This window comes from Rhodococcus sp. ARC_M6 (assembly GCF_022810305.1).
In the GTDB taxonomy this organism is placed as follows: Bacteria; Actinomycetota; Actinomycetes; order Mycobacteriales; family Mycobacteriaceae; genus Rhodococcus_F.
Genome location: NZ_JALGQH010000018.1, coordinates 1 through 13,017, shown reverse-complemented (window position 1 = coordinate 13,017; position 13,017 = coordinate 1). Strand labels below are relative to the sequence as shown.

The window sequence follows — 13,017 nt, the reverse complement described above, 5'->3', positions numbered from 1 at the left end:
TGCTGTGCGCCTTTATTTACCGCCGGCGGTTAATAAAGGCGCACAGCAGGGAGCTAGCTCGTCACCCCGGCAGCGAGAAGTGCGCGAGCCTGGGGGCGTCCGTCGAGGATGCTGTTGGTGCGGAGTTCGACCTTCCACTCACCGTCGTTCTTGACCAGTTCCCAGCGGTTGGCGGTGATCCGCAGGACCTTGAAGCCCTTGGGGTTCTCGGGATCCTTGATGATCAACTGTGAATGGCAGGTTGCGACAGCCTTGTTGCCGTCGATACGAATGTGGGCCGGCGTCATCATGTGCGCGGCGCCGTTCATGATCCAGTGCTGATGTGCGTCGCTCTTGACCATCGCGCGCAGTTCGCCACGGCCGTGCATCGCTCCGGTGTCGACGTCGTAGACGCCGTCTTCGAGCCACAGGTTCGCGACCTCGTCGGCGCACCCGCTGTCGACGGCCGGGCTGTAGGCGGTCAGGAGTTCGGTGATGGCGAGCTTGTCTTCGAGGAGTTCGACGCGTGCAAGCAGGGATTCGATCAGTGATGTGGAGTCGGTCATCGGATAGTCCTTACAGACGGAATGGATAAATCAGGAAGCGGTGAATTCGATGCCCTCGGTGAGGGCGATGCGGTGAAGTTCTTCGAGTTGATCGCTGAAATTATCAGCGCTTGTCGCGGAGATCGAGGAGCTTGCGATGGTCGCTCCGGCGTCACGAACGCGAGTCAGCGCGCGGACGGTCTGCTCGGCGTCGCCAAGTGGGTCGAGGGGAGCGCCGGTGGACAGGATGACGTCGAAGCGCTCGGGGAGGGGCGCTGCGGCGAGCATGTCCTTCAGTTCCGAGAGGCGCAATCCGAACGGTACCCAGCCGTCGCCGTGGGTTACTGCTCGGCGCAGAGACCGCTTTGTCCGTCCGCCGATCCACAGTGGTACCCGGGTCTGGACGGCGTGCGGTTCCACGACGAAGTCCGCGTAGTCGTAGAACTCGCCGTGGTACTCCGGACGGGGGTTCGACAGCGAGACTCGCAGCGCTGCGAGGGCGTCGTCGGCGCGTGCTCCACGGTCGGCGAACGGTGCATTTATGAGATCGAATTCTTCTTTTAGCGTGCCGACTCCGAGGCCCAGAACGAGTCGGCCGTTGCTGACGCGATCCAGGGTTCCGTAGCGCTTCGCGATCTCGAGCGGATGGTGATATCCCAGGACGAGCACCTGCGTGGCAAGGCGGATATTGCGTGTCCGGGCGGCGAGATATCCGAGGGTTGCTAGTGGATCCCAGTAGGTTCCGCCGCGTTCTTCGGCGATCTCGGCCGGTACTGCCACGTGTTCGCTGCAGGTCAGGTGGTGAAAACCGAGCCGGTCGGCCGTTTCGGCGATCTGCGCAACCTCTTCGATGTCGGCAGTGGCCTCCCATTCGCAGCGGGTGCTGGGGTGCTGGATCAGGACCGGTGTGACGATTCCCAGGTGCATCGGGCGTTTATAGCTGTGGCAGCGTTCGTGAGGGGGCAACTTTCCGGTGATCGGGACTGATTTGCGAGGCTCGGCTTCCCAGATGCTGTGACCTAGGTTATAGTCACTAGAATCAATTCCAGTTTCCGGGAGGCGTCAATGACCATCGTTGATATCGACGACACAATGACCACGGTTCAGCCGGCCAACACTGCGGCCAAGAAGGACCTGCCGCCGTCGATGGTCGAGCGGATGACGCTCATTCTCGATGCCTTCGACGGTCGAGCTGCCCGGCTCACGCTGGAAGAGGTTGCGTGCCGCACGCAGCTTCCGCGTTCCACTGTTCACCGCATCCTCGATCAGCTCGTCAAACTCGACTGGGTCGATCATGCCTCGTTCGGCTACTGCTTGGGTCGACGCGCACTCGGACTGGGTGGCGGCGACGGCGGCCACAGCCAGATTCGTGAAGCCGCGGCACCGCTTCTGCATGAACTGCATCTGCAAACCGGAATGGTTGTGCACCTCTCTGTCCTCGACGGCCGTGAAACGGTGTACCTCGACAAGGTCGGCGGACGTTTCGCTGCAGCACTCCCGTCGCGAGTCGGTGGCCGTGCCCTTGCGCACTCCACGGCCGGTGGCAAGGCGATGCTGGCGTGGATCGACCCGGAGCGGGTCGACGCCCTTTTCGGTACCACCCTCCCGCGGTGTACCGAGAACACCATCTCGGAGATCGGCGTTCTGCATCAGGAACTCAACCGCATCCGTCAGCGTCGTGGTCTCGCGTTCGAGCGCGGCGAATCGGCTCGTGGAGTGGCCTGTGTTGCCGCTGCGATTCGTGGGCACGAAGGCCCCGTCGGCAGCATCGCCCTGTGTGGCGACATGCGGACTGCTCAGCTCGAGCGAGTCGCACCGTTGGTTGTCGACGCGGCCCGTGAGGTCTCGCGGTCGCTGTACCCCGAGCTGGGTGCCCCGCGTCGTGGACGCAAGGCGCCGCCCGTTCCCGTCAATACTTTCTCGGCTGACACGATGGACCGTCTCCTCGCTGTTTCCACTCAGCACTGGATCTGAGTTTCCGGTAGTTCAGGTGTTATCGCCGTGGCGGTATCACCTTCAGCTGTGTCACCTGAACATGGTTCGCAATTCATAGATTCGGACAATTGCCGCAAATTCATTCATGGTTCGGCGTGCCTGTGCTGCAACCACATTGGAGACCTTACGAAGGCCCGTCGTGCCCGTAGATCTCGATCACCGGTAATGGCGCGACTGTGTGGCGGCGAGTGCGCTAGACAGTCAGTGGATCGTTATCGCATCACGATGTCGACTGAGTCGACCGAGGCGCCCGGTAGAACACAGATTCTTCGGCGCATAAGCCAAACCTGTGTTGTCCAACAGCTTTGTTGCGCAACACCTTGTGATTGACAGTCGAATCACATCACCTTCTGGAGGAATTCGAATGAATCGTAGTTCCCTTCGTTACCGCCGCGGGTTTACCGCGGTCACCCTGGCAGTTACTGCCGGCATGTTCCTGGCGTCCTGCGCCGACAACGGTTCCAGCGGCGGCGGCGGCGGTGAAACCGTCGAATCGGGTTCCGCGCTCAAGATCGGCATGGTCAACGAACAGGCTGATCCCGGCACGCCCACAAAAGGTGGCACGCTGACATTCAGCGGCTACGCGGCAGTGACGACGCTCGATCCCGCCAAGGGGCAGGTTGCCGGTTCTACCGGTGGCAGCGAACTCGGCGCGATCTACGACGTCGTGATGCGCTACGACCCCATCAAGCAGGAGTTCGTCCCGCAGTTGGCGGAGTCGCTCGAGGCGAGCGTCGACAGCAAGACTTGGACATTGAAGCTTCGTGACGGCGTGACATTCAGCGACGGAACACCTTTGGACTCCAAGGCAGTCACCGACAGCATCACCCGCTACGTCACCAACAAGGGACCGCAGTCCAGCCTCTGGGCCGCCAAGGTCGACTCGATGGATACTCCGGACGCGACGACGGTTGTCTTCAACCTCGTCGATCCGTGGACTGGCATTCAGTCGATGCTGGCCACCGGACCGGGCATGATCGTCGCCCCGACAGCTCAGAAGGGTGACCAGTTCACCCCGATCGGCGCCGGTGCCTTCACGCTCGAGAATTTCTCCCCCAACGTGGAACTCGTCCTGGCCGCGCGTCCCGACTACTACGGCGGCGCACCGAACGTCGACAAGCTCAAGTTGATCAGCATCGTCGGCGCTCAGCCGACGGCTGAAGCTCTCAAGACCGGCGGCATCGACGCTGCGTACATGCGTACGCTCGCGCCGATCCTCGATCTGATCGACAGCGGCAACCCGGGCTTCATCGACATCCCGTCGCTCGGTTACATCTCGAACGTGAACATGGCTCCGGGGCGCCCCGGTTCGAATGTCAAGGTCCGGCAGGCGATGGCACTTGCCATCGACCCGGAGACGCTGAACACCCGCGTCAACAACGGCAAGGGTCTGCCCGGTCAGGAAATCTTCCAAGAGTCCTCGCGTTGGCACAACGACGTCGCACCGATCGGTGTCGACCCGGCCAAGGCGAAGGAACTGCTCGATCAGGCCAAGGCCGAGGGCTACGACGGCAAGATCACCTTCCTCTCCATCCAGGAGCCGTCGGCGCAGGCAACTGCGCTGGGCGTGCAGGCCATGCTCAATGCAGTTGGCTTCGATGCACAGATCGAATACGTCACCGGCGCCGGTGATCTGGTCAAGCGCATGTACGTCGACCACGATTACGACATGAGTACGGGTGCCCTCAGTCTTCCGGAAGCGGATCCGTTCGAGCGCCTCTACACCGGCATCAAGACCGGTGGACGCAACAACGCCACGGGCTACTCGGACGCTCAGATGGACGTTCTGCTCGATCAGCTCGGTGTCGCCACCACTGACGAGGACAAGAAAGCCGTCCTCGCCAAGATTCAGGAGCGCGCCAACGAGACCGTGCCGTGGCAGGTGTGGGGCAACGTCCCGAACTTCGATGTCTGGAACAAGAACGTTCACGGACTGCAGCAGAGCATCGACAGCATCATGCTGTTCGACGAGGTCTGGAAGAGCTGAATCATCTAGTCAGAGTGGGTATCGGCGGCGCAGGAAGTTCTGCGCCGCCGACACCCGTTTGTCGTGTCGACGCATAGAATTCACCCCTTACTGTCTCGCTGATCGGGACGGTTAGTACCAGCTCAGCGGCGGTGATGGCAACGTTTGCAGCATGACGACTGAACTGAGCTACGAGGACACTCTGAAAGAGCTGCAGACCGATCTCGGTGTACTTCGCTACCACGAGGCCGGCGACGGCCCGCCGTTGCTGCTGCTGCACGGATCGGGCCCCGGCGTGACCGGTTGGCGCAACTACCGCGGTGTTCTCGCGGAATTCGCCCAGCACTTCCATTGCTACGTTCTCGAGTTCCCCGGGTTCGGTGTCAGCGATCCCGGCGAAGGCCATCCGATGATGATGGCCCAGGCTTCGGTCGGACTGTTCCTCGACGGCCTCGGGCTCGGCCCCGTCCACATGATCGGTAACTCGATGGGCGGCATCGTTGCCACCAAGGTTGCGATCGACGAACCGCACCGAGTGAGCAAGCTCGTCACCATCGGCGGCATGGGCAAGAACACCTTCTCGCCCGGTCCCGGTGAAGGCATCAAGCTCCTCATGGAGTTCACGGACAATCCTTCCCGCGAGTCTCTCGTTCGCTGGTTGAAGTCGATGGTCTTCGACCCCGCTGTCGTGACCGAGCAGCTGATCGAAGAGCGCTGGGCATTGGCAACCGAGCCGAAGACGCTCGAGATCGCGCGTCGCATGTACAGCAGCAAGGCCATGGCCGCCATGGGCGCCGCCGCCGCTGCATCGACCGCAGTTCCGTACTGGGCGCAGCTCAACAAGATCAAGGCTCCGACGCTTCTCACCTGGGGACGTGACGACCGCGTCAGCCCTGTCGACTTGGCGATTCTGCCGATGCGCGACATCCCCAACGGTGAAGTTCACATCTTCCCCAACTGTGGACACTGGACGATGATCGAGGCCCGTGACGCCTGGGTCGCAACCGTTCTGGCCTTCCTCACCCGTGCAGAAGGCAACAAGTAATGACAGGCGGCACAGTGAAGTTCGACCACGAGGTCGACTTTCTGGTGGTCGGCAGTGGCGGCGGCGGTATGTCCGCAGCCATCACGGCGGCCGATCGTGGGCTCGACACCCTCATCATCGACAAGGGTAAGACGTACGGCGGTTCGACGGCGATCTCCGGCGGCGGTATCTGGATTCCCAACGCTCCGACGCTCATCGAGAAGGGCGCCGGCGATTCACGTGAGTCGATCCGTCGCTACCTCGACATCATCACCGAGGGCAAGATCTCCGCGGACCGTCTCGACGCCTACGTCGATCAGGGACCCGAGTTGATGAAGTTGCTCGACAAGAGCCCCCACATGAAGCTGTACTGGGTCAAGGGCTACTCGGATTACCACCCGGAGTACGACGGTGGACGTCCGCTCGGTCGCACCATCGAATGCAAGCCGTTCGATACGCGTGCGCTGAAGGAAGACGAGAAGTACCAGCGCCCCAACTCCATGAAGGGCCCGTTGGGTCTGTGGGTCACGTCCAAGGACTACCACGATCTGGCGATGGTCAAGCGAACCTGGAAGGGCCGCAAGGCTTCTCTGGTTGCAGCGTGGCGTGTTGCGTCCAACATGGTTCTTCGCCGCCACATGTCCACCGGCGGCCGCGCTCTGGTTGCTCGTCTGCGCATGGTCCTCAAGGACGCCGGAGTTCCGTTGTGGCTCAAGACGTCCATGACCGAAATGATCGTCGACGACCATGGAACTGTGGTCGGTGTGTTGGCTGAGCGTGACGGCAAGACCGTTCGTATCGGCGCTCGTAAGGGCGTGCTGCTGGCTACCGGCGGCTTCGACCACAACAACGAGATGCGCGCGCAGTACCTGCCCGAGAACGGCGTCGCGAACATCAGCGCCGGTGCACGCGAGAACACCGGCGACGGTATCCGTGCGGGCCAGAAGCTCGGCGCTGCAGTTGATCTCATGGACGATGCTTGGTGGATGCCGTCTGTGCTCCATCCGATGGGCGCAGTCATCCCGCTGGTGTCGGAGCGTTGCATCCCGCCGTCCATCATCATCAACGCCAAGGGTGAGCGCTTCACCAACGAGTCGTCGCCGTACGTCAACTTCGTGCACGACCAGCTCGAAGGTGGACACGTTCCGGCGTGGTTCGTCATGGACACCAAGGCGAAGAACCGCTACCCGTTCGCTCAGGTTCTGCCGAACATGCCCTTCCCCCAGGGCTTCTACGACTCGGGTGTCATTCACAAGGCGGACACGCTGCGTGAGCTCGCCGAGAAGATCGGTGTTCCGGCCGACAAGCTGCTCGGCACCGTCGATCGGTTCAACGGCTTTGCCCGCAGCGGCAAGGACGAGGACTTCGGTCGCGGCGACAGCGCCTACGACCAGTACTACGGCGACCCGACGATGAAGAACCCGAACCTCGACGAAATCGTCAAGGGACCGTTCTATGCGATCCGCTGTGAAGCCGGCGACCTCGGCACCAAGGGTGGCCTCATTACCGACGCCACCGCCCGTGTCATCCGCGAAGACGGCTCGATCATCGACGGTCTCTACGCCACCGGTAACACTTCCGCGTCCGTCATGGGCAACGAGTACGCCGGCGCCGGCGCGACCATCGGTCCCGCAATGGTCTTCGGTTACATCGCTGCGAACCACGTAGCAGCAAAGTAGGGCCTTCGGCCCCTGTGCGCCTTGTGGTAGTACCCACTACCAAAAAGGCGCACAGGGGCCGCTCCCACTCACCGGGAAGGGTTTCTGCACTTCGGCGCAGTTCCTGCCACCGTTTGATCAACAGATTTTCCTTTCCCGCACATTTTTTCAGGAGGACGCGATGCTCAGCGATTCGCAGCGAGTTTCCGCCGCAAATCTTCTGTGGGCTGCTGAGCGCGATCGCGCCCCGATCGACCCGCTGATCAGTACTTTCCCGGATATCGACGTCGTTGATTCTTACGAGATCGCACTGCTCAACATTCGCAAGCGCATCGAATCCGGTGAAACCGTCTACGGCCACAAGGTCGGACTGTCTTCCGAGGTCATGCAGAAGATGATGGGCGTCGACGAGCCCGACTACGGTCACCTGCTGTCGAGCATGGTGTACGCCGAGGGCACCCCGATCGACGCGGCAGCGTTCTGCTACCCGCGCATCGAGGTCGAGATCGGCTACGTGCTCGGCAAGACGCTCCCCGGTGAGGATTGCACCGAGGAAGACGTCCTGGCGGCGACGGACTACATCGTGCCGAGCATCGAACTCATCGATTCGCGTATCAAGGACTGGAAGATCGGTCTCGCCGATACGATCGCGGACAATGCTTCCTCGGCCGGTGTCATTCTCGGCCAGGGACGTATCGCTCCTTCGCAGGTCGATATCGGTTCCATCTCCGCAGTCCTGTTCCAGGGTGACGAGGAAATCGCGCGTGGCGATGCCTCCGCTGTCCTGGGCAACCCGACCAAGGCGGTTGCCTGGTTGGCGCGCAAGGTTGCAAGTTTCGGTGTGCGCCTCGAAGCTGGACACGTGATCCTTCCCGGATCGTGCACCCGCGCGATCGATGCCCGCCCCGGCGATGTCTTCCGTGCTGACTTCAGTGAAATCGGCTCCGTAACAGTAGAATTCAAGTAAGGACTGAACCTGTGACCAAGGTTTCCGCTGCGATCATCGGCCCGGGCAACATCGGCACCGATCTCATGTACAAGCTGCTTCGCTCCGAGCTCATCGAGCCCAAGTGGATGATCGGCGTCGATCCCACCAGCGAAGGCCTGCGCCGCGCTGCCGATCACGGCATTGCCGCCAGCGGTGACGGTGTGGATTGGCTGCTCGCTCAGGACGAGCTTCCCGACATCATCTTCGAGGCAACGTCCGCGTACGTGCACCGCGCCAATGCGCCGCGCTACCAGGCTCTGGGCATCCAGGCCGTCGACCTCACCCCGGCAGCGATCGGACCTGCAGTGGTCCCGGCCGTGAACATGGGAGCGCACCTCGACGCTCACAACGTCAACCTCATCACGTGTGGCGGACAGGCGACCATCCCGATGGTCTACGCCGTCTCCCGCGTCGTCGAGGTTGCCTACGCCGAGATCGTGGCCAGTGTTGCTTCGCCGTCGGCCGGCCCCGGCACGCGCGCCAACATCGACGAGTTCACGATCACCACGAGTCGTGGGATCGAGACCATCGGTGGCGCCAAGAAGGGCAAGGCGATCATCATCCTGAACCCGGCCGAGCCGCCGATGTTCATGAAGGACACCGTCTTCTGCTCCATCCCGGCAGACGCCGATCGTGACGCGATCACCAAGTCGATCCATGAGATCGCCGCCGCAGTTCAGTCCTACGTGCCGGGATACCGGTTGCGCGCAGAACCGCAGTACGACGACCCGACACCGATCAGCGGCGGCCTCGCACGCGTCGGCATCTTCCTCGAGGTCGAGGGCGCGGGCGACTTCCTGCCGCCGTACTCGGGCAACCTCGACATCATGACGGCCGCGGCGACAAAGGTCGGCGAAAGTTTCGCCACAGCCTTGCTCGCTTCTCGCGTCTGACCCGAATACTCATCTCTCCATAAAAGGAAATCAAGACGATGCCCTACAGTGCAGACCTCGATATCCGGGTCACCGATTCGTCCCTGCGCGACGGTTCCCACGCCAAGCGCCACCAGTTCACCGTTGACCACGTCCGTTCGATCGTCGGCGCCCTCGACGAGGCCGGCGTGCCGGTCATCGAGGTCACCCACGGCGACGGCCTCGGCGGCTCGTCCTTCAACTACGGGTTCAGCCACACCCCGGAGCAGGAACTGATCAAGGCTGCGGTCGCCACGGCGAAGCAGGCCAAGATCGCTTTCCTCATGCTCCCGGGTCTGGGCGTGCAGTCCGACATCCGTGAGGCTGCGGACAACGGCGCATCCATCTGCCGTATCGCCACGCATTGCACCGAAGCCGACATCTCCATCCAGCACTTCGGTCTGGCCCGCGACCTCGGTCTGGAAACCGTTGGCTTCCTGATGATGTCGCACAGCACCACGCCGGAGAAGCTGGCCGCACAGGCTCGCATCATGGCCGACGCCGGTTGCCAGTGCGTCTACGTTGTCGACTCCGCCGGCGCCTTGATCCTCAATGACGTCAGTGACCGCGTTTCCGCGCTCGTCGCGGAACTCGGCAGCGACGCACAGGTCGGCTTCCACGGACACGAGAACCTCGGACTCGGCGTCGCAAACTCCGTGCTCGCAGTTCAGGCCGGCGCACTCCAGATCGACGGCTCCACCCGTCGTTTCGGTGCCGGTGCCGGTAACACCCCGGTTGAAGCCTTCGCGGCAGTGACCGAAAAGCTCGGTATCCGTACGGGTATCGACACTCTCAAAATCATCGACGCCGCTGAAGACGTCGTTCGTCCAGTCATGGACGGTGAATGCCAGTTGGATCGTCTCTCGCTGACCATGGGTTACGCGGGCGTCTACTCCAGCTTCCTCAAGCACGCCGACGCGCACGCAAAGCGTTACGGAGTTTCCGGTGCGGCCATCCTTATCGAGGCCGGTCGTCGCAAGCTTGTCGGTGGGCAGGAAGATCAGTTGATCGAAATCGCGCTTGGACTTGCCGCGAAGACTTCTGCCTAGGCATTTGCCGGGTACCGATACCAGAAAGCGAAGAAAATCATGGGACAGGTTCTAGACAACATTTCTCAGTTCGCCGACGAGATCCGCGCAGGCGGCGTCGAGGGCGACAAGATCATGCAGCTGACGGACGGCAACGCGAAGCGTCTTCGCGATTCCGGCGTCATCCGCATGTTCCAGCCGAAGGAATTCGGTGGGCTCGAAGCTCACCCCCGCGAGTTTGCCGAGACGGCAATGGCTATCGGTGCGATGGACGGTGCAACCGGCTGGGTCAGCGGCATCGTCGGCGTCCACCCGTGGGAGCTTGCGTTCTTCGACAAGAAGGCACAGGAAGAGGTTTGGGGCGAAAACCCTGACACCTGGATGGCTTCCCCGTACGCACCGATGGGCGTCGCAAAGCCCGTCGACGGTGGTTACATCCTCAACGGTCGCTGGTCCTTCTCCTCGGGAACCGATCACTGCGACTGGGTCATGATCGGCGCCATGGTCGGCGACGAGAACGGCCGTCCCCTGATGCCGCCGAAGCACCTTCACGTGCTTCTCCCGCGCAGCGATTACGACATCGACCAGGACAGCTGGAACGTCGTGGGCCTACGTGGAACCGGCTCCAAGGACCTCATCGTCAAGGATGCTTTCCTCCCCACCTACCGCACCATCGACGCCTCCAAGGTGTACGACGGAACGGCTTGGAAGGAAGCCGGACGCACGGAGACCCTGTACAAGTTCCCGTTCTCCTGCATCTTCCCGCTCGGTATCACCTCTTCGCTGATCGGTATCGCCGAAGGCGCACTGGCCTGCAACATTGCGGCGCAGCGTGAGCGTGTGACGGTCAGCGGCGTCCCGATCAAGGAAGATCCGTACGTACTCTTCGCCATCGGTGAGGCTGCTGCGGAGATCGCCGCTTCTCGTGCAGCGATCCTCGAGACGGTGGACCGCTTCTGGGACATGACCGAGAAGGGTCAGGAAGTTTCCTTCGAACTCCGCTCCATCGGCCGACGCACCCAGACGGCTGCCGCTTGGCGTGCAGTTCGCGCCGTGGACGAGATCTTCGCACGCTCCGGCGGCGGCGCTCTCCAGCTGAAGACCCCGATGCAGCGATTCTGGCGTGACGCTCACGCCGGTCTGTCGCACGCAATCCACGTGCCCGGATCGATCTTCCACGCGTCGACCTTGACGCAGCTCGGTGGCGAACCGCAGGGAATCCACCGCTCGATGATCTGATCCACTCCCTTTTACCAACTTAGGACGGTTAGGCATGACTGAAATTCGGGGTCTGGGATATCTCAGGATCCAAACGCAGGACGTGGCTCGCTGGCGCGAGCTTGTCGTCGACGGACTCGGCCTCGCAGTGGGCAGTGGCCCGGAAGAGGACGGACTTTACCTCCGCCTCGACGAGCGTCGCAGCCGCCTGATCGTCCTGCCGGGTGAGTCGGACAAGGCACTCGCAGTTGGCTGGGAGGTGCGAGATCAGTTCGCGCTCCAGCGTGTTCGCGAAGCAGTCGAGAAGGCCGGTGTCGAGGTCGACGTTCTTTCCGACGTCGACGCCAGCTACCGCGACGCCGAAGAGGTCATCGCGTTCAACGATCCCAACGGCAACCGCGTCGAGATCTTCTTCGGACCGGTTCTCGATCACAGCCCGTTGGTCACCCCGCACGGTGGACGTTTTGTCACCGGCGATCAGGGCCTCGGGCACGTGGTTCTTCCGGTTACGAAGTTCGACGAGGCCTACGCCTTCTACACCGAGGTACTCGGCTTCCTGCCGCGTGGCTCCATCCGCCTCGGCGGCATCGATGCACCGATGCCGGCTCGTCGCGTCCGGTTCATGGGTGTCAACACTCGCCATCACAGCCTGGCTCTGTGCCCGGCGCCTCCGGTCGAAGAGCCCGGTCTGGTGCACCTGATGATGGAGGCCGAGACTCTCGACGCCGTCGGTCAGGCACTCGATCGCGTTTCCAAGCTCGGTTTTTCGATCTCCTCCACATTGGGCCGCCACACGAACGACAAAATGGTCTCGTTCTACGTGCGGGCCCCGGGTGGCTGGGACCTCGAGTTCGGTTGCGAGGGCATGTCAGTCGACGAAACGTATTACACCGCTGAGGAAATCACGGCGGACAGCTACTGGGGCCATGACTGGACCGGTACCGAACCGCTTGCGGCGTTCACGCCCAAGAGCTAGTTTCCGCAGACAAAAGCTCGGCCCTGACTTTCGAGTCAGGGCCGAGCTTTTTGTTGTAGCTGATCAGGAAGCTGCTGCAGCCAAACCGGTTTCGAGGTCGGCGAGGATGTCGTCGATACCTTCGATACCGACGGCGAGACGTACCAGGCCGGGGGTGACGCCGGCAGCGAGCTGCTCTTCGGGGGTGAGCTGCGAGTGCGTTGTCGACGCGGGGTGGATGACGAGGGAACGGACGTCACCGATGTTGGCGACGTGACTGTGCAGGGTGAGGGCGTTGACGAACTTCTTGCCGGCGTCGACGCCGCCGGATAGTTCGAAGGTGACGATGGCGCCGGTGCCCTTGGGGGTCAAGGTCTTTCCGCGTTCGTACCAGGGGGAGGAGGGCAGTCCGGCGTAGGAGACGGAGGCGACGGTGGGGTGGTTTTCGAGGAAACCGGCGACGTGTTGGGCGTTGGTGACGTGGCGTTCGATGCGCAGGGACAGGGTTTCGATGCCTTGGGCGATGAGGAACGCGTTGAAGGGTGCGACGGCGGTGCCGAGGTCGCGGAGCAGTTGGACGCGGGCTTTGAGGGCGTAGGCGGGTGCGCCGAGGTCGGCGAACTTGACGCCGTGGTAGCTGGGGTCGGGGGTGGTGAAGTTGGTGTGTCGGCCCTGGGTCCAGTCGAAGGTGCCGCTGTCGACGATGACGCCGGCGACGGCGGTGCCGTGTCCGCCGAGGTATTTGGTGGC

12 protein-coding genes are annotated in these 13,017 nt (G+C 62.4%); 9 read left to right on the top strand and 3 right to left on the bottom strand.

The window, feature by feature from the left end; all coding sequences use genetic code 11:
• Positions 1 to 53 precede the first annotated feature (53 nt).
• Both MTX36_RS18375 and MTX36_RS18370 read right to left on the bottom strand, forming a co-directional pair.
• A complete protein-coding gene (locus tag MTX36_RS18375) occupies positions 54 to 545 on the bottom strand; it encodes a nuclear transport factor 2 family protein (protein ID WP_243621125.1) in 492 nt (163 codons plus the stop codon).
• 30 nt (positions 546 to 575) lie between these two features.
• Positions 576 to 1,451: a TIGR03619 family F420-dependent LLM class oxidoreductase gene (locus MTX36_RS18370; RefSeq protein ID WP_243621124.1), complete on the bottom strand. Its 876-nt coding sequence runs from the start codon at positions 1,449 to 1,451 to the stop codon at positions 576 to 578.
• A 138-nt stretch (positions 1,452 to 1,589) separates the two neighbouring features.
• On the opposite strand from MTX36_RS18370, the gene MTX36_RS18365 reads away from it, so the two are divergent.
• The 9 genes from MTX36_RS18365 (at position 1,590) to bphC (ending at position 12,288) form a co-directional block, all read left to right on the top strand.
• Positions 1,590 to 2,498 (top strand): IclR family transcriptional regulator, encoded by a 909-nt coding sequence (locus MTX36_RS18365; RefSeq protein WP_243621123.1) that lies wholly within the window; start codon positions 1,590 to 1,592, stop codon positions 2,496 to 2,498.
• 385 nt (positions 2,499 to 2,883) lie between these two features.
• Positions 2,884 to 4,506, top strand: a complete 1,623-nt coding sequence (locus MTX36_RS18360; RefSeq protein ID WP_243621122.1) for an ABC transporter substrate-binding protein — start codon at positions 2,884 to 2,886, stop codon at positions 4,504 to 4,506.
• 151 nt (positions 4,507 to 4,657) lie between these two features.
• Positions 4,658 to 5,530, top strand: coding sequence for an alpha/beta fold hydrolase (locus MTX36_RS18355; protein WP_243621121.1), 873 nt, complete (start codon positions 4,658 to 4,660; stop codon positions 5,528 to 5,530).
• On the top strand, positions 5,530 to 7,188 hold the full coding sequence (locus MTX36_RS18350) for an FAD-binding protein (protein ID WP_243621120.1): 1,659 nt from the start codon (positions 5,530 to 5,532) through the stop codon (positions 7,186 to 7,188). The genes MTX36_RS18355 and MTX36_RS18350 overlap by 1 nt, the downstream gene beginning before the upstream one ends.
• Before the next feature lie 160 nt (positions 7,189 to 7,348).
• Positions 7,349 to 8,134: a 2-keto-4-pentenoate hydratase gene (locus MTX36_RS18345; protein WP_243621119.1), complete on the top strand. Its 786-nt coding sequence runs from the start codon at positions 7,349 to 7,351 to the stop codon at positions 8,132 to 8,134.
• Between the two features lie 11 nt (positions 8,135 to 8,145).
• Positions 8,146 to 9,048 (top strand): acetaldehyde dehydrogenase (acetylating), encoded by a 903-nt coding sequence (locus MTX36_RS18340; RefSeq protein ID WP_308198235.1) that lies wholly within the window; start codon positions 8,146 to 8,148, stop codon positions 9,046 to 9,048.
• Between the two features lie 38 nt (positions 9,049 to 9,086).
• Entirely contained in the window at positions 9,087 to 10,115 is a 1,029-nt protein-coding gene (dmpG, locus tag MTX36_RS18335; RefSeq protein ID WP_243621118.1) for a 4-hydroxy-2-oxovalerate aldolase, read from the top strand.
• A gap of 39 nt (positions 10,116 to 10,154) precedes the next feature.
• A complete protein-coding gene (locus MTX36_RS18330; RefSeq protein WP_243621117.1) occupies positions 10,155 to 11,333 on the top strand; it encodes an acyl-CoA dehydrogenase family protein in 1,179 nt (392 codons plus the stop codon).
• Positions 11,334 to 11,367: 34 nt separating this feature from the next.
• Positions 11,368 to 12,288, top strand: coding sequence for a biphenyl-2,3-diol 1,2-dioxygenase (gene bphC / locus MTX36_RS18325; protein ID WP_243621116.1), 921 nt, complete (start codon positions 11,368 to 11,370; stop codon positions 12,286 to 12,288).
• Positions 12,289 to 12,351: 63 nt separating this feature from the next.
• On the opposite strand, the gene MTX36_RS18320 is transcribed toward bphC, so the two are convergent.
• On the bottom strand, positions 12,352 to 13,017 hold a 666-nt coding region (locus tag MTX36_RS18320; RefSeq protein ID WP_243621115.1), incomplete at its 5' end, for a PLP-dependent transferase.